24 protein-coding genes are annotated in these 21,288 nt (G+C 69.1%); 7 read left to right on the top strand and 17 right to left on the bottom strand.

Going from position 1 to position 21,288, the window contains the following annotated elements:
* Window positions 1–5: 5 nt before the first annotated feature.
* The 5 genes from DEJ28_RS12005 to DEJ28_RS12025 form a co-directional block, all read right to left on the bottom strand.
* On the bottom strand, window positions 6–1,295 hold the full coding sequence (locus DEJ28_RS12005) for an ABC transporter permease (RefSeq protein WP_111114834.1): 1,290 nt from the start codon (window positions 1,293–1,295) through the stop codon (window positions 6–8).
* Window positions 1,292–2,647, bottom strand: a complete 1,356-nt coding sequence (locus DEJ28_RS12010) for an ABC transporter permease (RefSeq protein ID WP_220034597.1) — start codon at window positions 2,645–2,647, stop codon at window positions 1,292–1,294. Before DEJ28_RS12010 ends, DEJ28_RS12005 begins: the two co-directional genes overlap by 4 nt.
* Window positions 2,644–4,164 (bottom strand): ABC transporter ATP-binding protein, encoded by a 1,521-nt coding sequence (locus DEJ28_RS12015; RefSeq protein WP_111114833.1) that lies wholly within the window; start codon window positions 4,162–4,164, stop codon window positions 2,644–2,646. The genes DEJ28_RS12010 and DEJ28_RS12015 overlap by 4 nt, the downstream gene beginning before the upstream one ends.
* Window positions 4,165–4,251: 87 nt before the next feature.
* Window positions 4,252–5,316, bottom strand: coding sequence for a BMP family lipoprotein (locus DEJ28_RS12020; protein ID WP_111114832.1), 1,065 nt, complete (start codon window positions 5,314–5,316; stop codon window positions 4,252–4,254).
* Window positions 5,317–5,525: 209 nt separating this feature from the next.
* The gene (locus DEJ28_RS12025; protein WP_111114941.1) at window positions 5,526–6,641 is read right to left on the bottom strand and encodes a mannose-1-phosphate guanylyltransferase; all 1,116 of its coding nucleotides are present in this window, start codon (window positions 6,639–6,641) and stop codon (window positions 5,526–5,528) included.
* Window positions 6,642–6,851: 210 nt separating this feature from the next.
* Between DEJ28_RS12025 and DEJ28_RS12030 the strand changes: the two genes are divergently transcribed.
* From DEJ28_RS12030 to DEJ28_RS12055, 6 genes are all read left to right on the top strand, one after another.
* Window positions 6,852–8,090 carry a glycosyltransferase family 4 protein gene (locus tag DEJ28_RS12030; RefSeq protein WP_258367973.1) on the top strand — a complete coding sequence of 413 codons (1,239 nt, stop codon included), beginning with the start codon at window positions 6,852–6,854 and terminating at the stop codon, window positions 8,088–8,090.
* A gap of 77 nt (window positions 8,091–8,167) precedes the next feature.
* On the top strand, window positions 8,168–8,611 hold the full coding sequence (gene sdhC / locus DEJ28_RS12035; RefSeq protein WP_111114830.1) for a succinate dehydrogenase, cytochrome b556 subunit: 444 nt from the start codon (window positions 8,168–8,170) through the stop codon (window positions 8,609–8,611).
* A gap of 11 nt (window positions 8,612–8,622) precedes the next feature.
* Window positions 8,623–9,069 carry a succinate dehydrogenase, hydrophobic membrane anchor protein gene (sdhD, locus tag DEJ28_RS12040; RefSeq protein ID WP_111114829.1) on the top strand — a complete coding sequence of 149 codons (447 nt, stop codon included), beginning with the start codon at window positions 8,623–8,625 and terminating at the stop codon, window positions 9,067–9,069.
* Window positions 9,070–9,193: 124 nt separating this feature from the next.
* On the top strand, window positions 9,194–10,987 hold the full coding sequence (sdhA, locus tag DEJ28_RS12045; RefSeq protein WP_111114828.1) for a succinate dehydrogenase flavoprotein subunit: 1,794 nt from the start codon (window positions 9,194–9,196) through the stop codon (window positions 10,985–10,987).
* A gap of 1 nt (window position 10,988) precedes the next feature.
* Window positions 10,989–11,762 (top strand): succinate dehydrogenase iron-sulfur subunit, encoded by a 774-nt coding sequence (locus DEJ28_RS12050; protein WP_111114827.1) that lies wholly within the window; start codon window positions 10,989–10,991, stop codon window positions 11,760–11,762.
* A 123-nt stretch (window positions 11,763–11,885) separates the two neighbouring features.
* A complete protein-coding gene (locus DEJ28_RS12055) occupies window positions 11,886–12,536 on the top strand; it encodes a TNT domain-containing protein (RefSeq protein ID WP_111114826.1) in 651 nt (216 codons plus the stop codon).
* A gap of 100 nt (window positions 12,537–12,636) precedes the next feature.
* Here the strand turns inward: DEJ28_RS12055 and DEJ28_RS12060 are convergent, their stop codons facing one another.
* From DEJ28_RS12060 to DEJ28_RS12080, 5 genes are all read right to left on the bottom strand, one after another.
* Entirely contained in the window at window positions 12,637–13,428 is a 792-nt protein-coding gene (locus DEJ28_RS12060) for a DUF805 domain-containing protein (protein WP_181433643.1), read from the bottom strand.
* Entirely contained in the window at window positions 13,425–13,988 is a 564-nt protein-coding gene (locus DEJ28_RS12065; RefSeq protein ID WP_111114825.1) for a DUF805 domain-containing protein, read from the bottom strand. The genes DEJ28_RS12060 and DEJ28_RS12065 overlap by 4 nt, the downstream gene beginning before the upstream one ends.
* Window positions 13,985–14,494, bottom strand: a complete 510-nt coding sequence (locus DEJ28_RS12070; protein WP_258367971.1) for a DUF805 domain-containing protein — start codon at window positions 14,492–14,494, stop codon at window positions 13,985–13,987. The genes DEJ28_RS12065 and DEJ28_RS12070 overlap by 4 nt, the downstream gene beginning before the upstream one ends.
* A 107-nt stretch (window positions 14,495–14,601) precedes the next feature.
* Window positions 14,602–15,180 carry a DUF805 domain-containing protein gene (locus DEJ28_RS12075; RefSeq protein ID WP_181433642.1) on the bottom strand — a complete coding sequence of 193 codons (579 nt, stop codon included), beginning with the start codon at window positions 15,178–15,180 and terminating at the stop codon, window positions 14,602–14,604.
* A 106-nt stretch (window positions 15,181–15,286) separates the two neighbouring features.
* On the bottom strand, window positions 15,287–16,219 hold the full coding sequence (locus tag DEJ28_RS12080; RefSeq protein WP_111114823.1) for an NADP-dependent oxidoreductase: 933 nt from the start codon (window positions 16,217–16,219) through the stop codon (window positions 15,287–15,289).
* Window positions 16,220–16,250: 31 nt separating this feature from the next.
* Between DEJ28_RS12080 and DEJ28_RS12085 the strand changes: the two genes are divergently transcribed.
* Window positions 16,251–16,820 carry a hypothetical protein gene (locus DEJ28_RS12085; protein WP_111114822.1) on the top strand — a complete coding sequence of 190 codons (570 nt, stop codon included), beginning with the start codon at window positions 16,251–16,253 and terminating at the stop codon, window positions 16,818–16,820.
* Window positions 16,821–16,834: 14 nt separating this feature from the next.
* Here DEJ28_RS12085 and DEJ28_RS12090 read toward each other — a convergent pair whose 3' ends face one another.
* From DEJ28_RS12090 to DEJ28_RS12120, 7 genes are all read right to left on the bottom strand, one after another.
* Window positions 16,835–17,065 (bottom strand): hypothetical protein, encoded by a 231-nt coding sequence (locus DEJ28_RS12090; RefSeq protein WP_146248811.1) that lies wholly within the window; start codon window positions 17,063–17,065, stop codon window positions 16,835–16,837.
* A 132-nt stretch (window positions 17,066–17,197) separates the two neighbouring features.
* Complete coding sequence (locus DEJ28_RS12095) at window positions 17,198–17,464, bottom strand: hypothetical protein (RefSeq protein ID WP_146248810.1); 267 nt, start codon at window positions 17,462–17,464, stop codon at window positions 17,198–17,200.
* 195 nt (window positions 17,465–17,659) lie between these two features.
* Entirely contained in the window at window positions 17,660–17,914 is a 255-nt protein-coding gene (locus DEJ28_RS12100; RefSeq protein ID WP_146248809.1) for a hypothetical protein, read from the bottom strand.
* 29 nt (window positions 17,915–17,943) lie between these two features.
* On the bottom strand, window positions 17,944–20,148 hold the full coding sequence (locus tag DEJ28_RS12105; RefSeq protein ID WP_111114818.1) for a glycohydrolase toxin TNT-related protein: 2,205 nt from the start codon (window positions 20,146–20,148) through the stop codon (window positions 17,944–17,946).
* Window positions 20,149–20,190: 42 nt separating this feature from the next.
* Entirely contained in the window at window positions 20,191–20,574 is a 384-nt protein-coding gene (locus tag DEJ28_RS12110; protein ID WP_111114817.1) for a DUF6507 family protein, read from the bottom strand.
* Between the two features lies 1 nt (window position 20,575).
* Window positions 20,576–20,893, bottom strand: a complete 318-nt coding sequence (locus DEJ28_RS12115; RefSeq protein WP_111114816.1) for a pore-forming ESAT-6 family protein — start codon at window positions 20,891–20,893, stop codon at window positions 20,576–20,578.
* Window positions 20,894–20,922: 29 nt separating this feature from the next.
* On the bottom strand, window positions 20,923–21,258 hold the full coding sequence (locus DEJ28_RS12120; RefSeq protein WP_111114815.1) for a WXG100 family type VII secretion target: 336 nt from the start codon (window positions 21,256–21,258) through the stop codon (window positions 20,923–20,925).
* Between the last annotated feature and the right edge of the window lie 30 nt (window positions 21,259–21,288).

The following is a 21,288-nucleotide window of genomic DNA, read 5'->3' on the forward strand; positions in this document are numbered from 1 at the left end:
CGGGGTCAACTCTTGATGTAGGGCTTGCCGGAGGCGGCGGGACCGCGCGACTGCCCGACCAGGCCGGCCACCGCGAAGATCGTCACCACGTAGGGCAGCATCAGCAGGAACTCGCTCGGCACGGGCGAGTTGATCGCACCGAGGGTGTTCTGCAGGTTCGACGCGAAGCCGAACAGCAGCGCCGCGAGCGTCGCCTTGATCGGGTCCCAGCGGCCGAAGATGACCGCCGCGAGCGCGATGTAGCCCGCGCCGGCGGTCATGTCCTTCGTGAACGGACCGACCGCGTCGAGCGTGAAGTAGGCACCACCGAGACCGGCGATCGCGCCGGCGAGCGAGACGTTCCAGAACCGGGTGCTGGTGACGTTGATGCCCACCGTGTCGGCGGCCTGCGGGTGCTCGCCGACCGCGCGGAGGCGGAGGCCCCAGCGGGTCTTGAACAGCGCGAAGGTGACGACGGCGACCGCGATGTAGGCCAGGTAGACGACGACCGTCTGCTCGAAGAAGATCGGGCCGATCACCGGGATCTGGTGCAGGAGCGGGATCTCGATCCGTGGGAACCGGATGCCGACGTTGAGCGATTCCTCGTTCGGGGAGAGCACCTGCGAGTACAGGAAGCCGGTGAGCCCCGAGATGAACGCGTTGATGACGACACCGACGATGACCTGGTCGACGAGGTACTTGATGCTGAACGCCGCGAGGACGAACGACACCAGGACACCGGCGACGAGCGCACCGACGAGGCCGACCCAGGGCGAACCGGAGATCGACGCGATGAGCGCCGAGGTGAACGCGCCGGCGAGGAACTGGCCCTCGATCGCGATGTTCACGACGCCGACCCGCTCCGAGATGACCCCGCCGAGGGCACCGAACACGAGCGGCACGCTGAGGCCGAGGGCGCCGACGAGCAGACCCGGCAGCGGGATCGTCGCGCCGGCGGCTGCCCACGTGAGGAAGCCGATGACGAACACGATCGCGAACACCGACGTCACCCAGAGCGGGACGCTCCGCGACGCGCGGACCTCGACGACGGCGTACACGGTGGCGATCGCCAGCAGGAGCACGACCACGATGCCGGTCGCGGTGGCGGGCAGCGGCACGTCCGGCAGCGCGAAGAAGTCGCCGGGGTTCGCCAGGCGGAACGTCGTCGTGCCGGCGCGCTGCAGCAGGATGAAGAAGACCAGGGCGACGACGGTGAACACCGCGTACCCGATCGGCAGCTTCCAGCTGCGGGTGGTCTCGACCGGACGGTCGGTGAGGGGCGACGCAGGGGCCGCCGTGGGGCTGAGGGTGCTCACGCGGCGACCGCCTTCTTGCTGGTCTTCGTGCTGACGCGTCGACGCGCGCCCGGCTGCGGGATCCGGAAGATCGCGCGGACGAGCGGCGGGGCCGCGATGAAGAGGACGATGAGGGCCTGGATGACCCCGACGATGTCGATCGGGATGCCGTTGGCTGCCTGCATGGCGTAGCCACCGTTCTTCAGGACGCCGAACAGGATCGCCGCCCAGAACACGCCCCACGGCTTGGAGCGGCCGAGGAGTGCGACGGTGATGGCGTCGAAGCCGATGCCGGCGTCGATGTTCGACGTGAAGCCGGACGTCACCGCGCCCTGCACCTGGTACGCGCCGGCGATGCCGACCAGCGCACCGGAGAGGACCAGCACCCAGATCGTCAGGGCGGGGACGCTCATGCCGGCGACCCGCGCCGCGCGGGGGTTCTCACCGATCGTGCGGAAGCGGAAGCCGAGGGAGGACTTGTTGACGAGCCACCACACGACGACCACGGCGATGATCGCGACGACGAACCCGAGGTCGACGCCGTACCGCGGACCGAACAGTGCCGGCAGCACCGCGCTGTCCTTCGTCGCGGGCGAGATCGGGTTCGTGCTGCCCGGTGCCTGCAGGAGGCCCGGGGTGCGGAGGAGGTAGCTCACGAGGTAGAGCGCGACGTAGTTGAGCATGATCGTGACGATCACCTCGTGCGCACCCGTCCGCGCCTTGAGCACGCCGACGATGCCGCCCCACACCGCACCGCCGACGATGCCGGCGATGATCGTGAGCGGGATGTGGACCGCAGCGGGCAGGTCGAACGAGAAGCCGACCCAGCCGGCCGCCGCGGCGCCCATCAGGATCTGCCCCTGGCCGCCGATGTTGAACAGGCCCGCACGGAACGCGAGCGCGACACCGAGGCCGGCCGCGACGAGCGGCACCGCGTAGTCGATCGACCGCGTGAGCGGCACGATCGCCTGCTGGAACGAGTCGGCGCCGAAGTTGATCACGGAGCCCTGGAACAGCGAGGAGTACGAACCGCCGACCGCCGTACCCACCGCACGGAGCATGTCGCCGGGACGGGCGAAGAAGTACCCGGCGGTGGCGCGGACGTTCTCGTCGGTGATCGCGATGAGGATGCCGCAGGCGACCAGGGCGAGGACGACGGCGAGGACCGTGACGAGGGCGGAGCCGTTGAGGATGCCCTGCATCGCGGCCTGCCAGCGGTCGCCGCCGTCGCGGCGCTCGGTGTCCTCTGCGGAGTCGGTCATGAGGTGCGGGGTCGACTCGACGTCCTGCAGGCGGTCGTCGGTGGGTGCCTCGGCGGGAGCCTCGGTCGGTGCCTCGGTCGGCTGCGTGTTCTCGGGCGTGGGGGTGCTCACGCTGCCAGCTCCGTTCCTTCTGGGATCTCCCCGGCCATCATGAGGCCGAGGACGTCCCGCGGGGTGTCCGCGGGGACGATGCCGACGATCCCGCCGCGGTACATCACGGCGATCCGGTCGGCGAGCGCCGCGACCTCGTCGAGCTCCGTGGAGACGACGATGACCGGGACGCCGGTGTCGCGGGTGGCGACGATGCGCTTGTGCACGAACTCGATCGACCCGACGTCGATGCCGCGCGTGGGCTGCGCCGCGACGAAGAGGCGCAGTTCGCGGCTCAGTTCGCGGGCGAGGACGATCTTCTGCTGGTTGCCGCCGGACAGCCGGCCGGCCGCGGTGGTGCGACCCGGCGTCCGGATGTCGAACTCGGCGATCTTCTCGTCGGCGAACGCGTCGCGCTCCGCGGCACGGATGGTGCCGGCGCGGACGAACTCGGCGTGGTCGGCGCGGTCGAGCATGAGGTTCTCGGCGATGGTGAACTCGCCGACCAGCCCGTCCTCTTTCCGGTCCTCCGGCACGAAGCCGACCCCGACGTCGAGGATCTGCTTGACGCTGCGCCCGGTGAGCTCGCGCCCGTCGAGCGTGATCCGTCCGGCGTGCACCGGCTCGAGGCCCATGATCGCCTCGGTGAGCTCGGTCTGGCCGTTGCCCTGCACGCCGGCGATGGCGAGGACCTCGCCGCGGCGGACGGTGAAGGACACGTCGTCGACGAGCACGATGCCGTTCGTGTCGGTGACGGTGACGTTCTCGACGACGAGCGCGTCCTCGCCCCCGGTCGCGGGTGCCTTGTCGACGACGAGCGAGACGGCGCGGCCGACCATGAGCGCGGCGAGCTCGTTGTTGGTCGCGGTGGGCGAGGCCTCGCCGACGACCTTGCCGAGCCGGATCACGGTGATGCGGTCGGCGACCTCGCGGACCTCGCGGAGCTTGTGGGTGATGAAGACGATCGCGGTGCCGGCTTCGCGGAGCTGGCGCATGATGCCCATCAGCTCGTCGGTCTCCTGCGGGGTGAGGACGGCCGTCGGCTCGTCGAACACCAGCACGGAGGCGTCGCGGGACAGCGCCTTGATGATCTCGACGCGCTGCTGCACGCCGACGGGGAGGTCCTCGACCTTGGCGTCGGGGTCGACGTCGAACCCGAAGCGGTCGGAGATCTCGCGGACGCGCGCGCGGGCTCCGGCGAGGTCGAGCCGACCGCCGAAGGTGGTCTGCTCCTGACCCAGCATGACGTTCTCGGCGACGGTGAACACCGGCACGAGCATGAAGTGCTGGTGCACCATGCCGATACCGGCACGCATGGCGTCACCGGGTCCGTCGAAGTCCTGGACGACGTCGTCGAGGAGGATCTCGCCCTCGTCGGCCTGGTACAGGCCGTAGAGGACGTTCATCAGGGTCGACTTGCCGGCGCCGTTCTCGCCGAGCAGGCAGTGGACCTCACCCGGCTCGACGGTGAGCGAGATGTGGTCGTTGGCGACGAGGGGGCCGAACCGCTTCGTGATGCCGCGGAGTTCGAGCTTCATGTTCGGGAGTCTATTTCTGTCTCGCGCGCGCCACACGGGCGCACGAGAACGCGGGCGAGGGAGGATCCCTCGCCCGCGTTCATCGGGTTAGGACTGCGTCTTGACCTTGATCGAGCCGTCGATGATGCCCGCCTTGATCGTGTCGAGTTCCTTCTGCAGGCCCTTGTCGACCTTGTCGGCGAAGTCGTGGAACGGCGCGATGCCGACGCCGTCGTTCTTCAGCGTGCCGACGTACGGCGTGTTGGAGAACTTCTTGTCGGCGGCCTGCTCGACGACGTCCTTCGTGGCGGGGCGCATGCCCTTCTCGACCGACGTGAAGGCGATGTCCTTGTAGCGCGGGTCGGCCTCGTAGAGGTCGCTGTCCGCACCGATCAGGACGGAACCGTTGTCGGCGTCCTTGATCGCCTCGGCGGCCGACTGGTAGATCGGGCCACCGACGGGGAGGATGACGTCGGCGTCCTGGTCGATGAGGGTCTGCGCGACGGCCTTGGCCTGCGTGCCCGCCTCGAACCCACCGGTGAACGAGCCCTTGCCGGTGTCGACGTTCCAGCCGACGACCTTGACGTTCTTCGACTTCTGCTCGTTGTAGTACTTCACGCCGTCCGCGAAGCCGTCCATGAAGATGGTGACGGTCGGGATCTGCATGCCGCCGAAGGTGCCGACGACGCCGGACTTCGAGTAGGACGCGGCCGCGTAGCCGGCGAGGAACGCCGCCTGCGAGGTGTCGAACGTGATCGGCTTGACGTTCTTCGCGTCGATCGAGTTGTCGTCGATGATGGCGAAGTCGGTGTCGGGGTTCGCCGCGGCCTGCTTCTTCGTGGCGTCGGCGAGGTTGAAGCCGACGGTGACGATGAGGTTGCAGTTCTGGCCGACGAGCTGCTCGATGTTCGAGTCGTAGACGGTGGCGTCCTTCGACTCGGCCTGCTTGTAGGTGGCGCCGAGGTCGGCGGCGGCGTCCTTCATGCCCTCGAACCCGAGCTGGTTGAACGACTTGTCGTCGAACCCGCCGGCGTCGGAGACCATGCAGGGGCGGAAGTCGGTCTTCTTGGCCGAGGCGTTGTCGGACGGGGCGGCCGAGCAGCCTGCGAGGACGGCGGCGGTGCCGGCGAGCGCGAGGGCGCTCAGCAGGACCTGACGGGTACGAGATGTCACGGGTGGGTTCCTCCGGGGAGCGTGCCCGGACCACGTGCGTTCCGGGCGATCGTGGCGACAGTACACGACCGCCCGGCCGGTACAGGACGACCTCGGAGGGGTCTGTGGATCAGTTACGGGATCGCGACCGCGCGGAAACGCGCCCGTAACGCGGAGTCACGTCCTGGCCCCCAGTTCGGGGGACGTCAAGCGCTTTTCGTGATGGAGCGCTACAGGACGTCGCCGCGACCGCTGATCTTCAGTGCATCCACCACACTCTTGACGCGCTGGGCGTTCGCACCGGTGGTCACGAGCAGGGCGTCGGGGGTGTCCACGACGACGATGTCCTCGACGCCGATGAGCGAGATGAGCCGCTGGCTGTGCGAGACCACGATGCCGCTCGACGAGTCCGCGAGGATGCGGGCGCCGTCGCCGAGCACGGCGAGGTTGTTCGTCCGGCCGCCGGACTGCAGCTTGGCGAGGGACGCGAAATCGCCGACGTCGTCCCAGTCGAAGTCGCCGGGGATGACCGCCATGCGTCCGGCAGCGGCAGCGGGTTCGGCCACCGTGTAGTCGATCGCGATCTTCTCGAGCCCGGGCCACACCGCGTCGACGACGGCGCCGCGCGCCGAGGTGTCCCAGGCGTCGGCGAGTTCCTCGATGCCGGCGAGCAGCGCGGGCTTGGTCCGGCCGATCTCGGCGAGGAGCACGTCGGCGCGGGCGATGAACATGCCGGCGTTCCAGAGGTAGGTGCCCTGTTCGACGTAGGAGCGCGCGGTGTCCAGGTCGGGCTTCTCGACGAAGGAGCGAACGGCGTGCGCGGTCGGTGCACCCTCGATGCCGAGGGTCTCGCCGTGCGCGTGGATGTACCCGAAGCCGATGGCGGGCTCGGTCGGCGTGATGCCGATCGTCGTGACGTACCCGGCGCGGGCGGCGGCGACGGCCTCGCGCACGGAGCGACGGAAGCCGCGGGCGTCGCCGATGACGTGGTCGGCGGCGAAGGAGCCGATGACGACGTCCGGTTCGCGGCGGACGAGGATGGCCGCGGCCAGGCCGATGGCCGCCGTGGAGTCCTTCGGCTCGCTCTCGAGCACGACGTTGTGGTCCTCGACGCCCGGCAGCTGCGACTCGACGGCGACCCGGTGGGCACGGCCGGTGACGACCATGATCCGCTGGTCCCCGGCGAGCGGCGCCAGCCGGTCCCACGTCTGCCGGAGCAGCGAGGTGCCGGAACCGGTGAGGTCGTGCAGGAACTTGGGCGCATCCGCGCGCGACAACGGCCAGAGCCGCGATCCGATGCCGCCGGCGGGGATGATCGCGTAGAAGTCCTCGAGTGCGTCTGCCACGTGCTCACCGTACCGGTGCCGCCGGGCACGACCTGGGTGCTTCCCGCAGGCTTCCCGCACGGGCTCGGTGCGGAAGTCCGCACGCGCCCACCGCGGGCGGTCCGCCGGGCGCTGACCGCGCCTCCAGTCCGCCTGTTCACCACCTGCGTGCTCGGCGTTCACGTCGACGGCCCCGCGGGGCCACGCGGCACGCGGACCATGGACCTCGCCATGAACGCACGCAGCGTGGAGCGTGGCACGTCCCAACGGACCGTCGCCGTCGTGACCGAGAGCTTCCTGCCCACCCTCAACGGCGTGACCACCAGCGTCCTGGCGGTCCTCGACCACCTGGAACGCCGTGGCCACCGCGCGGTCGTCATCGCGCCGGACACCCCGGGCCTCGCCCGGTTCCGCTCCCGCACCGAGGTGGAGCGCTACCGCTCCTTCGACGTCCACCGCATCCCGGCCGTGGCGTACCGCCAGTTCCCGGTCGCCCTCCCCCACCCCGTCCTCGACACGATCCTCGCCGCCTCCGGCGCCGACGTGCTCCACGCCGCGAGTCCGTTCCTGCTGGGTGGGCGTGCGATCACGGCAGCCGGGAGGCTCGGCATCCCCTCCGTCGCCGTCTTCCAGACCGACGTGGCCGGGTTCGCCCGCCGCAACGGCTTGACGGCGACCGTCCCGCTGGTCAGGAGGATCCTCGGCCGGATCCACGCCGGAGCGTCGCTGACCCTCGCGCCGTCCACGGCCACGGCGTCGATGCTGGCGGAGGACGGCGTCCCCCGTGTCGCGCGCTGGGGGCGCGGCGTGGACACCGAGCTCTTCCACCCCTCCCGCCGTGGGTCGGCGCACGTCCGTGCGCTCCGCCATCGGATCGCGCCCGGCGGCGAGACGATCGTCGGGTACGTGGGCAGGCTCGCACCGGAGAAGGAGGTCGAGCGGCTCGCGGAGCTCGGCGGCATCCCGGGCATCCGGATCGTCGTCGCCGGGGGCGGTCCCTCCCGGTCGCTGCTCGAGCGGCGCCTGCGCCACCTCGACGTGACGTTCACCGGTCCGCTCCGCGGCGACGCGCTGGCGGACGCGTACGCGGCGCTCGACCTGTTCGTGCACACCGGCCCGGCCGAGACCTTCGGGCAGACCCTGCAGGAGGCGCACGCCAGCGGCCTGCCCGTGATCGCACCGGCGTCGGGCGGACCGCTCGACCTGGTCGCGCCCGGCCTGGACGGCGAGCTCTACGACCCGGACGTCCCGCAGGCGCTCCGTCGCGCGGTCCTTCGCCTGCACCACGACCGGGCCCTCGCCGACCGGATGGGGTCGGCCGGACGGCTGCGCGTCGAGGGGACCACGTGGGAAGCGGTGGGCGACCAGCTCCTCGGACACCACCAAACGGCACGCACGATCGGCGCCCCGCCCGCCACGGCGCGTGGTGCCCGGGCCGACTGGCACGAGAAGGTCAGCGCGCGCGCATAGGATGGTCGTGTTCGACACGAACACGAACGGCAAGGGCTCGCCGATCGGGCGAGCCCGTCCTATGGGAGGACGAGCTCATGGCCGAGCAGACCGGTACGGCAACCGCTGTGCCCAGCGTGACGATCGAGGCACCGCGTGCCTCTCGGAAGCTCGAGGGAACCCTCTACCGCGGTTCCACGGGCATGTGGTCGTGGGTCCTCCACCGCATCACCGGCGTCGCGATCTACTTCTTCCTGCTGGTGCACATCCTCGACACCGCGCTGGTGCGGCTCTCGCCCGAGGCCTACAACGCGGTCATCGGCACCTACAAGACGCCGATCATGAACCTCGGCGAGATCGCCCTCGTCATGGCCATCGTGTTCCACGCGTTCAACGGGCTCCGGATCATCCTCATCGACTTCTGGTCGAAGGGCCCGAAGTACCAGCGCGCGATGTTCTGGATCGTGATCGTCCTCTGGGCCATCGCCATCGCCGGCTTCCTGCCGCGCCAGCTCATGAACCTCGTCGCGGACTTCAACTAAGGGGCGCCCGGATGACCACGCAGACCGTCGAGCCCCCGCGCTCAGCAGCAGCAGCCCGCCGCACCACGAACTGGGAGAAGTGGGGCTGGATCTACATGCGCGGATCGGGCGTCCTGCTCGTCGTGCTGATCTTCGGCCACCTGTTCGTCAACATGGTGGCGGGCGAGGGCGTCAAGCAGATCGACTTCGCGTTCGTCGCCGGCAAGTGGGCGTCGCCGTTCTGGCAGGTGTGGGACTCGCTCATGCTCGTCCTCGCCCTGATCCACGGTTCCAACGGCATGCGGACGATCGTCAACGACTACGTGTCGAAGCCGGGCATCCGGAAGACCCTCCTCGTCGCGATCCTCATCGCGTGCGTCGTGCTCGTCGTCCTCGGCCTCCTCGTGTGCTGGACGTTCGATCCCTGCCCGGCCGGCGCCGCCGCTGCCGACCTGCCGTCGTTCTGCCCCGCGCAGTAGCACCAACAGCAGTAGCACCGACAGCAGGACCGAGCAGCAGCCACCGGGCCGCAGCGCCCGCGCACTCCGACTCGCCCGCCGACCACACCACCGCCGGCGCGGCCACCTCCCCTGAAAGGCCCCAGTGACCGAGACCACCGTTCACCACCACCAGTTCGACATCGTCATCATCGGCGCGGGCGGTGCCGGCATGCGTGCCGCCATCGAAGCCGGCCCGAAGGCGAAGACGGCCGTCATCTCGAAGCTGTACCCGACGCGTTCGCACACCGGTGCGGCGCAGGGCGGGATGGCCGCGGCGCTCGCGAACGTCGAAGAGGACTCGTGGGAGTGGCACACCTTCGACACGATCAAGGGCGGTGACTACCTCGTCGACCAGGACGCCGCCGAGATCCTCGCGAAGGAAGCCATCGACGCGGTCATCGACCTCGAGAACATGGGGCTGCCGTTCAACCGCACGCCCGAGGGCAAGATCGACCAGCGACGCTTCGGCGGCCACACCCGCGACCACGGCAAGGCGCCCGTGCGCCGGGCCTGCTACGCCGCGGACCGCACCGGCCACATGATCCTGCAGACCCTGTTCCAGAACTGCGTGAAGCTCGGCGTCGAGTTCTACAACGAGTTCTACGCACTCGACCTCATCATGGTCGACGTCGTCGGCGAGGACGGCGTCACCCGCAAGCAGCCCGTCGGCGTCGTCGCCTTCGAGCTCGCCACCGGTGAGCTGCACGTCTTCCACGCGAAGGCGATGATCTTCGCCACCGGCGGCTTCGGCAAGATGTACAAGACCACCTCGAACGCGCACACCCTGACCGGCGACGGTGTCGGCATCGTGTGGCGCACGGGCCTCCCGCTCGAGGACATGGAGTTCTTCCAGTTCCACCCGACCGGGCTCGCCGGCCTCGGCATCCTCCTCACCGAGGGTGCACGCGGCGAGGGCGCGATCCTCCGCAACGCCTCCGGTGAACGGTTCATGGAGCGCTACGCACCGACCATCAAGGACCTCGCACCGCGTGACATCGTCGCCCGGTGCATGGTGCAGGAAGTCGCCGAGGGCCGCGGCGCCGGTCCGAACAAGGACTACGTCCTGCTGGACTGCACGCACCTCGGTGCCGAGGTGCTCGAGACGAAGCTCCCGGACATCACCGAGTTCGCCCGCACCTACCTCGGGGTCGACCCGGTGGTGGAGCCCGTCCCCGTGATGCCGACCGCGCACTACGCGATGGGTGGCATCCCGACGAACACCGACGCGCAGGTGCTGTACGACAACACCACCGTCGTCCCCGGCCTCTACGCCGCGGGCGAGTGCGCGTGCGTGTCCGTGCACGGCTCGAACCGTCTCGGCACGAACTCCCTGCTCGACATCAACGTGTTCGGCAAGCGCTCCGGCAACAACGCCGCCGAGTGGGTCAAGACCGCCGAGTTCATCCCGCTGCCGGAGGACCCCGCGGCCGGCGTCCGGGCGATGCTCGAGCAGCTCCGCGCCTCAACCGGCACCGAGCGGGTCTCCGCCCTGCGCAAGGAACTGCAGGACGAGATGGACAAGAACGCGCAGGTGTTCCGCACCGACGAGTCCCTCGCCCGCGTCACCGAGACGATCCACACGCTCCGCAACCGTTTCATGCAGGTCTCCGTGCAGGACAAGGGCAAGCGGTTCAACACCGACCTGCTCGAGGCCGTCGAGCTCGGGTTCCTGCTCGACCTCGCCGAGGTCGTCGTCTACTCCGCACGGAACCGCAAGGAGTCCCGCGGCGGCCACATGCGCGACGACTTCCCGAAGCGCGACGACGAGAACTACATGCAGCACACCATGGCGTACCTGACGGGCGATCCGCACTCGTCACTCGCCGACGACCACATCACCCTCGACTGGAAACCAGTCGTCGTGACGCGGTACCAGCCGATGGAGAGGAAGTACTGAGATGACCGACACCCTGGTCTCCGACGCACCCCGTACGGACACGGTGCAGGACGCCCCTCCCGGATCGTTCCCGGTCACGGTGATCGTCCGCCGCTTCGACCCGGACGTCGACGACGAGCCGCGCTGGCAGGACTTCGACGTCATGATGCTGCCGACCGACCGCATCCTCGACGCCCTGCACAAGATCAAGTGGGAGCAGGACGGGTCCCTGACCTTCCGCCGCTCGTGCGCGCACGGCGTGTGCGGGTCCGACGCGATGCGCATCAACGGGCGCAACCGTCTGGCGTGCAAGACCCTCATCAAGGACCTCGACGTGTCGAAGCCGATCTACGTCGAGGCGATCAAGGGTCTGCCGCTCGAGAAGGACCTCATCGTGGACATGGAGCCCTTCTTCAAGTCCTTCCGCGAGGTCCAGCCGTTCCTGCAGCCGAAGTCGGCTCCGGAGAAGGGCAAGGAGCGCGTGCAGTCCGTCGCCGAACGCGCCCGTTTCGACGACACCACGAAGTGCATCCTCTGCGCGGCGTGCACCTCGTCGTGCCCGGTGTTCTGGACCGACGGCCAGTACTTCGGCCCCGCGGCGATCGTCAACGCGCACCGCTTCATCTTCGACTCGCGCGACGACGCGGCGGACGTGCGCCTCGACATCCTCAACGACAAGGAAGGCGTCTGGCGCTGCCGCACGACCTTCAACTGCACCGACGCCTGCCCGCGCGGCATCCAGGTGACCAAGGCGATCTCCGAGGTCAAGCAGGCGCTGATGCGGGGTCGAGCCTGATCCAGGGGTCAGGCCTGTTCCAGGGTCAGGCCTGATCCAGGAATCAGGCCTGATCCAGGGGTCAGGGGCGACGCTCGGCGTCGTCCAAGGCTCGCCAGAGACACCACCGATAGGCTCCGCTCCATGACGTTCGCGGACACCCGCCCCATCCTCGACCAGCTCGGCTACACGATCCGGTACGTGCAGCTCCCCGGCGAGACCCTGCACGAGCCGCCCGTCGAGGGCGCGCTCCGCATCGTCCCCTCGGACACGAACGGCTCGGGTGACTTCGCGCTCGAGGTGGTCGACTACGGCACCGCTCGTCGGATCGCCACCGCCCGCGGTGAAGAGGACGCGGTCGAGATGCTCCGCCGCTTCCTCAACCGTCCCTTCCCCGCGCCGCGGGACATCCCCCAGCACGAGCTCGACGGGCTCCGCGACCGTGCGGCGTCGACGTACCCGCAGCTCGCGCAGCAGGTCGCCCAGGCCGGCGAGCAAGGGCTCACCATCCAGATCCCCGCGGGCGTCCCCGTGGACCGCATCGGTGGTCCGGACGGGTACCTCCTGCACCCGCTCGACACCCCGGCCCCGAGCCGGTCGCTGCCGCCGCACGTGGCTGCGGCTCCGGAAACGCACCGGTACCTGGTCGAGCGGCCGTTCCTGGTGACGGTCCGGTTCGTCCAGCCCTGGTTCGACCAGCCCGGAGGCGCACTCCGCTTCCAGACGGCGGATCCGTCCGTCACGGTGCGGGACCTCGTCGTTGACGGCTCGCTCTCCCGCCTCCGGGTGGTCTGAACGGGTCGCTGACGCGACACACGACGAAGCGGCCCTCCCCTGTCGGGGAGGGCCGCTTCGTCGTGCGTGGTGGTGCGAGTCCGGTCAGCGCTGCTCGGTGTCAGCGCTGCTCGGGGCGGTCGAACTGCGCTCCGCTCGGGCTCGGCGGGAGGCAGCCGAAGACGATCGACGCGACGCCGGTGACCAGGGACAGCAGCCAGAGCGGACCGGGCAGGTTGGCGTCGTGGAGACGGCGCCAGCCGAGCGCGATGGTCGGCACGATCGTCGCGAGCCACCAGAGTCCGTAGAGCCCGAGGAGGGTCAGCCCGAGGACCGGCGGCGTGTTCGCCGTGTACTCGTTGCCGTACGCATCGACGCGGGATGCCGAGGCGGCCCAGGAGATCATCGCAGCGATGTACCCGCCGAAGAGGACCACGGTCACGATGGCGTTCGCGAGGAACCAGTACCAGTACTCGCTGCGGCTGGCTCGGCCGTCGAACCGGGCGTACTTCTTGAAGAACCGGGTGAAGGCATCGAGGAACCCGATGCCGTACCAGGGCGCCCACAGCGGTGGCGCACCGTCCGGACCCACCGGGATCGGCTGGGCGTACTGCGGGTACGGCTGGCCGTACGGCTGCTGCGGCTGAGCGTACTGGGGCTGCTGCCCGTACTGGTTCGGCTGCCCGTACTGCGGTGCCTGACCGTAGGGGTTGGGCTGCTGGCCGTACTGCGGTTGCTGCCCGTACTGCGGCGGCTGCCCGTAGGGGTTGGGCTGCTGGCCGTCTTGCGGCTGCTGCTGTCCGTACGGGTTCTGCTGACTGTCCTGCGGCTGTTGCTGGTCGGACGGCTGCTGGCCCTGCGGTTCCTGGTCGCCGCCGGCGGGCGGTCCCCACTGCGGGGTGTCGTTGCTCATCGGGCTCCCTCGGGTCGATCGAAACGTGCGCCGGCGGGGTTCGGCGAGAGGCAGGCGAAGACGACCATGACGGGCCAGAAGACCAGGCTCACCAGGCTCAACGCCCCGGGCAGGTTGACGTCGTGCATCCGTCGCCAGATGAGCGCCAGGTTCGGGACGACGGTCGCGAGCCACCACAAGCCGAACAGCCCCAGGAGGACGAAGGCGAACGGCGACGGCGCACCACTCACCCGACTCGAGAAGCCGTTGTCGTCGACCACCGTCGTCGTGGGGCTCGTCGCGAAGAGCACGACGAAGAAGCTCCCGTAGAGCACGACCGTCACGATGGCGTTCGTGAGCACCCAGTACCAGTACTCGCTCCGGCTCGCGCGACCGTCGAAGCGCGCGTACTTCTTGAAGAACCGGGTGACGGCGTCGACGGGACCGATGCCGTACCACGGAGCCCAGAGCGGCGGCTTGCCATCCGGACCCACCGGGACCTGCTGGGCGTACTGCGGGAACGGCTGACCGTACTGCTGCTGCTCGGTCGGCGGCGCCCACTGGGGCATGCCGTTGCTCATCGAGCGCCCTCGGGCCGGTCGAAGCGAGCACCCTCGGGGTTCGACGGCAGCAGACCGTAGACGATCCCGACGATGCCGATGAACAGCGCGATGAACCAGAGCGGCCCGGCGAGGTTCGCGTCGTGCAGGCGACGCCAGCCGAGGGCGAGCGTCGGCACGAGGATCGCGAGGCCCCAGAGGAGCGAGATCACGGCGATGATCCAGTAAAGCGCACTGAAGCCGCCCGACATCTGCCCCGTGTACGAGTCCACCCGGAGGTCCGACGTGGCCGCGCCGATGCCGGCGAGGATGCCGAGCACGATGCCGATGATCCCGTTGGCGAGGTACCACCACCAGAACTCACTCCGGCTGGCGCGACCGCTGAAGGTCGCGTACTTCTTGAAGAACCGTGAGACGGCCCCACCGAACGAGATGCCGTAGTACGGAGCCCACAGCGGCGGTTCACCCCCGGGTCCGGCCGGTGCCGGCTGCTGACTGTACGGATTCGGCGGGTACTGGTCGCTCACGGGGTCCCCCAGGTGTGTCGGCTGATGTGTCGGCTCAGATTCAACCAGAACACCGACACCCCCGTCAGCGTGTGACCGGGGGTGTCGACGGGTGGAGCGATCGGGCTTCAGCTGCGGTCCGGACGGTCGAACCGCTGCCCCTGCGGGTTCGTGCCGAGCAGGCCGACGATGAGCGAGAACAGGATGCCGATCGGCGGGATGATGAAGAACAGGGCGAAGTAACCGCTGAGGTCCACGTCGTGCAGGCGTCGCATGGTCAGGGCGATGAACCCGATGAAGCACGCGAGCGCCCAGAGCCGGACGATGCCGTCGTCCGCGTTGCCGATGAACGGCAGGACGTTGAAGACCGACCCGACGATCCCGGCCGCGACGTTGCCGATCACGTACCAGAGCACCCAGAACCAGTACTCGCTCTTGCTCGCACGACCGTCGAAGCGCACGTACTTCTTCCAGAAGCGCAGGAACGCCTGGGGGAACGGGATGCCGTACCAGGGTGCCCAGAGCGGCGGCTGCCCCTGCTGCTGGCCGTTCGGCGTCGGCTGACCGTACGGGTTCTGCGCGCCGTACGGCTGCTGTCCGTACGGGTTCTGGCCGTACGGGTTCTGGCCGTAGTGCTGCTGTCCGTACGGGTTCTGCGGGCGCGGGTTCTGCGCGTACGGGTCCTGGGGCGGGTACTGGTCGCTCACTGGTTCGTTCCTTCCGGCGGCCGCGTGGGTGTGCACGCTGTCGATGCGCACAGAGTCAAGCACGACCGGGTCCGCTTCCGCGTCACTCCAGCGGAGGACGTCTCCCCTACGGGACGAGCGCGAGCTTGCCGCCCGGGTGCTGCGACTCCAGGACCTCGGCTGCCTGTTTGGCATCGCCCATCGGGAAGGTGCGCGCGACCGGCACCTCGAGCTGCCCCACCGCGGCGAGGTCGATCAGCCGCTGCCGGACCGAGTCCCGGAACGCCTTGCTCTCCGGTTGCCCACCGCCGACGGCCGGGAAGCCGTCGTGCGCAGCGCGACCCTGAGCGGCGATCGTCACGATGCGGTTCCGGTCCGCGACCAACGCGAGCGAGACGTCGACGGCCTCGTCGGTGCCCACGCAGTCCAGTGCCACGTCGACACCGGACGGTGCGAGGTCACGGATGCGCGCCTCCAGGCCGTCGCCGTACGCGACCCACTCGCCACCGAAGCGTCGGACGGTGTCGGCGTTCAGCTCGGACGCGGTGCCGATGATCCGCGCACCCAGCGGCCGGAGCAACTGCAGGAGGCTGACGCCCACTGCGCCGGAGGCGCCGTGGACCACGATCGTGTCGCGGCCCTCCGCGCGGGTGACCCGGATCATGTCGGCGGCGGTCGAGCCGGCGAGGAGCAGGTTGGCCGCTGCCGGGAAGTCGAGCGACGCGGGCTTCGCGAAGACGTCGGACGCGGGGACCGTGATGCGCTCCGCCCAGCCGCCGGAGACGCGGAAGGCGAGGACCTCGTCACCGACGGCTCCCCCGCCGGAGGCGATCTCGGTGTCCGGACCCACGGCGCTCAGGATGCCGGCGACCTCGTAACCGATCGGGATCGGCAGGTCGGACGGGTCGCCCTGCCGGGTGTGCTTCGTGTCGGCGGGGTTGACGCCGGCGGCGCGGACGTCGATCGTGACCTCGCCGGGGCCGGGCGCTGGCACCTCGGTGTCGACGTACTCGAGGACTTCGCTGCCGCCGAACCGCGGGGCCACCCAGTGCTTCGTCATGCTGGCGACGGTACGCCGGTAGCCTGCTGGCGTGACGAGCGATGCGCGACCGACGAGCCGTGAAGAGGCGCTCCGATTACGCGCCGACGAAGGCCTGCCCCTGGTCTTGTTCGACGATGATCGGAACCGTGTTGACGCAGTCGTCGTCGATCAGCTCGACGATGGCAGCATCGCGGTGTGGAGCACCGGTGAACGCGCCTCCGTGGAAGAGGACAGCACCCGGATGTACAGCGCGGACAACGAGTCCGCCGCGCTCGATGATGCACTCGATCGCGCGCGGGCATCACGCCGAGTCCACGACATCTCCCGACGCAGGCAAGAAGAAGCCATCGCGGCCTGGCGAGCGCGTGGCGATGACGCGTGGGTCCACGGCGAGTCCGGCCTGTGGCTCAAGGGTGTCCACCACAGCGCCGGCCCACGGTGGCAGGTGTTCCGGCGTCAAGAGGACTGGGGGTCAGGAGCGGGCTCCCTCGGGTACATCCGCCAGACCCCCGATGGGTACGTGGCGATGCCGCCGATCGGATTCCTCTCCGACGTCTACAGAACCTGCGCGGACGCGGAGCAAGCCCTCCTTGCCGCCGCTGAGCCGCGCACTGAATGAGCCGGTCTGGTCGATCACGACGGGGCGCTCGCAATGGTCGTCGCGATACGAGCCGCCAGTTCATCGTCGATCACGTGCGGGTAGTTCAGCCCGTACTCCCACCACGACGAGCAGATGCCGCATCGGTAGAGGTGGCACTGGTGGTCGAGGCTCACTCCAATCAGCTTCGGCTCGTCGGAAGTGGAGATCCAGAACTCACGGCAGTACTTGCAGCCCTGGTCGTGGAATGGGATCGTGCGCGACATGGACGACACTCCTCCCTCGACGACAAACTCTCGTTTTTCGTGGATCACCTAGAAGACCTCACCGCCGGTCCACCATGCGTCCGACTCCGTCCTCACCCGCAGCGTGTTGCGCGAGGGGCAGAGCTCATCGGTTCAGCGCCAATCCCAGGAGAACTTCCACTCGAGCGCGTCGAGCGCGGACGGGTCCAGCTCTGGATGAAGTCGCGAGAAGCTCTGCTTGAACAGATCCATCCCGCGGATCAAGTCATTGTCGACGGAGGCCCAATCGATCTGTGACTGGGTCCTGTAGTCGTGCATCATCTCCTCGAGATCACGGTGAACCGCGTCGGGAACCGACTCCACTGCGACCCAGGACTCGCCAGGCGTCGCGCTGCGACCCTTCCCGATCAGTTGCAACACTGCTTGGCTGAGAGCGACATCTACGACCAACGGTGGTCCTTTCATGGAGGCCAGATCACCCGGGCGACTGCGCGCGCAACGAACCCGGTGGCGCCGAACGATACACGGTGCGCTGTCACCCAGGGGTAGCCGTGTGCCCGATCCGCCTGCCCGATCTTCTCCTGATCGCCGGGGTGTTCTTCAGCGCTTCGAAATTCAGCGGACGACGCCGCTCGCGATCAGTTCCTTCAGGTCACGGAGCAGCACGATGAACATCTCGAGCGCGTCGGACTCGTCATGGTAGTCGCGCGGACCGATCTCGACCGCCCGCTCGTCCGTCGACACCACCCGGTAGCCACCGCCGACCTCGTAGATCGCCACCGCGTCCGGCTTCCCGGTGGGCTGTTGGAACCACACCGCACGCTCGAGGCCCTCGGCAGCGATGATCTCCTTGGCAGTTGCCCGATCCATGTTCTCCTCCTTGTGGGACGCCACCGTCGTCAGATCTCCTCGATGAGCCCGAGTCGTTTGAGCAGCTCGACCGTCATCGGCATCTCAACCTGACGCCCGCCCCCGTGGGCGCCGAACCCGGCGGCGATGTCGCCTTGGGACGCCCGACCGAGGTCGTCGAACGACGAGTTGAAGCGTCGCATGATCCGGTCGACGTCGGCCTGCACCGACTGGGGCGCAGCGTCGTAGTAGCGCTCGATGTCCGAGAAGTCTCCGACCACGCGGTACTGGTGGTACTGCGCCGGGTCTTCGAGGTACGGGAGGGACCGCTGGTCGTAGGTGTACGGGCCGGATTCGGGCACGGGCGACGTGTACCGACCGTCGGACGGGCCGTACCGGTCGAAGACGTCACCGACGTGCGGAACGAGCGGTTCCTTGACGGGCTGACCGGCGTCGTCGAGGGTGTACCCGCCCTGCGGCACTTCGTCCCAGTTGATGGTGCCGTCGGGCTTCAGGACTGACGCGTCCTTCGGGATCTGGACGTCGTGGGGCCAGACACCGGTCTGCTCGAAGGCCGCCGCCCGAGCCTCGCCGCCCCAGCTGTTCGCGAGGTAGTCGTGGAGCTGTGTGGGCGTGAGTCCGCTCTCGGTCACCAGGTGACTGATGTCGTTGCCGACGGAGTCGACGGACACGTGAGCGTACGCCGGGGACTCCGCGGGGGTCGTGCCGTGGTCACCGGCGCCGTCGGTCTGGTTCCCGTCGGTCCGACCATCGCCGTGCGAACTGCCCGCGCCGTCCCCACCGGGATGCCCGTCACCCCCTGGCGTGTCGTGTCCGCCGACGCCGGGCCCGGCATCCGTGCCGTGCCCGGATCCCCCGTCGCCGGAGCCGCCGTGCCCGGTGCTGTCGCCACCACCGTGCGTCGTCGTGCTCTCGCCGTGCCCACCGTGTCCACCGGCCCCGACCAGCTCAGGCTCGCGCACTGGCGGCGCCTCGACCGTCGATCCGCCGTCGTGCGCGTTCGCGTTGGCGTCCGACCCGGATTCCGAGCGCGCCGGCGGCACCTCGGCATCGCCGCCGTGGTGCCCGTGCAGGAAGTCACCGAGCCCGGTCTTGAAGTCCGCGATCTTGCCCGTGAAGCCGTGCAGCGTGTCGCCGAGGCCAGCCGACATGACTCCCTTGAGGTCACCGAGCTTCGGCAGCACGGACGTCAGCCCCTTGGAGGCCCATGCCCCGGCGTCGACCAGGTCGAGGTACTTGCCCGCCTTGCCGACCGTCCCCGCGACCTCGCCGACCTTGCCGAGGGCCCCGACCTTCCCGGCCTCACCCGCGACGGGGATGAGGAGCGACCCGATGCCCCAGATCGCCTGGCCCGCTGCCGTACCCGGGTCCTTCGCCCACTCGTCCCAGCCGACGGTCGCCTTGCCGAGACCCTTCCAGGCCTCGCCGGCGTTGTCCCAGCTCCATGAGTCGTCCGCGGCGCTGTAGCCGATCAGGGACCCCATGCCCTTCCACGCGTTCGTGAGGGTGTCCAGGTGCCAGCCGGAGCCGTCGACGCCGACGAGCTGCCCGATGCCCTGCACGGTGCCCCAGATGCCGTCGACCACCACGCCCTTGAGGAGGTTCGGCACGAAGTACAGCGTCTTCTCGCCGCAGCTCTCCTTCCGGGCCTCAGCGGTGCCCCACGGCAGCTGCGTGCCCATCGGGAGTTCCTTGTACCCGTAGCCCAGCTTGTCGTCGGGGTCGTCGCCCGTCATGGCGTGCAGCGCCGGGAGGCCCGAGAGCCCGCGGATCGCGTTCGCACACTTCCGCTCGGCTGCCTGGTACGCCACCACCTGGTTGGCGACCCCGTTGATGATGTCGTTGTTCTCGCCGTTGAGGGTCTCGTCCTCGTCCCACGCACCGTCGTGCGCCTTCACGTCCTTGTGGAGCGCGTTGCCACGCGTGACGTAGGTCTTCAGCTTGTCGACGATCGGCGTGACCTCGGTGACGAAGTCGTCGAGCGCCTTCGCGACGGTGTCCAGGTCGTCGCCGAACGCGGTGCCCTGCGGCACGATCGGCGTCATCGCGTCGTAGAGGTCCTGGTCACCGGGACCCTCGTAGCAGTGCGAGATCGGTGTCCACGCGCGATGGATGTCCGCCGTGCCGTCCCGCACGGCGGACGCCACGGTCCGGAGCTTGCCGGCCCCGGACGTGATCCCTGAGGTGTCCACGTCCGTGTAGGGGATCTCCCCGACGTTGACGAGTCCGCTCATCGCTGCTGTTCCCCCTGCTGTCTGCCGCTCGGCTGTGTGCCGCTAGTTCGCGCCCGGAGCACCGTCGAACGCCGAGAAGTTGCCGTTCGAGGCCGCTTGGACCGCGTTCGCCTGCGTCGTCGCCGCCATCTCGTCGTCGTGCTCGATGATCGCCTTCGTCGCACCGGACGCTCCGAGGAGCGACGCTCGGATCCGGTTCTGTATCCCGGTGAGCGTGTCCTTCCGGTGTTCGAAGAAGCCTGCGATGGCCTCACCGATGACCTGCGACTGCGCTGCGGTCGCCGCGTCCTGCACGACGGTGTCGACGCCCTGCACGGATCCGTCCTCGGATCCGCCCAGGGCCGTCGACATCGTGGTCGTCCGGTCCGTGACCGCAGTCAGGACGCTCTCGACGCCCGCGGGGTCGACCCGCCACCCGTCGACCACGTCAGCCGATGTTGCCGACGGCCGACTTCGCCTTGCTGATCGCGGACTGCGCCGACTCGTCGTTCGACTGCAGTGACGCGCGCAGCGTCGCGATGATCGACTTGACCTCGCCCGCGACGGTGTTCCACCGCTGTTCCTTGGCGTGGTAGTCGTCCGAGACGCCGTCGGCCTGGTAGTCGGCCATCGCGGCCTTCACGTCCGAGTCGCGCTGGGCGATCAGCGACTCGAGCTGTGCCGCCACGGCGTTGAAGTTGTCCTGCGCGTTCTGCGACGCCGCGACGTCGTAGTCGCGACGATCTGCCTGGTTGCCACCGCTCATGGTGTGTTCTCCCTCTCCCCGAAGATCCGTCAGGCGCGGCCGCTGAAGCGGGCCGCGTCGAAGTTCGAGCTGCCCTCGAGCGAACTCGTGGACTGCGCCATGTCCTGGTCGCCTTCCTGGAACGAGCGGTCCATGCCCGAGATGCCCTGCAGCACGCTCGCGAGCGCGCCGTTCAGCTCGTTGGCGATGGAGTCCGTCTCGGACTTGAAACGGTCGAAGGCCTGACGCCCCGCACCGTTGAAGCGGCCCTGCAGCGGTTCTGCCGAGTCGGCGAGCTTGCGGACGAGTGTCCCCAGGTCACCGGAAGCGCCGGACGTCTGCTTGGTCAGGTTGGTGAGGACCTGTGCCCCCATTGCGAACTTCATCGCTCATCCTCTCTGTCTTTCCCCCCACCC

Origin of the sequence: Curtobacterium sp. MCPF17_002, assembly GCF_003234115.2 — a bacterium.
Taxonomy (GTDB): Bacteria; Actinomycetota; Actinomycetes; order Actinomycetales; family Microbacteriaceae; genus Curtobacterium.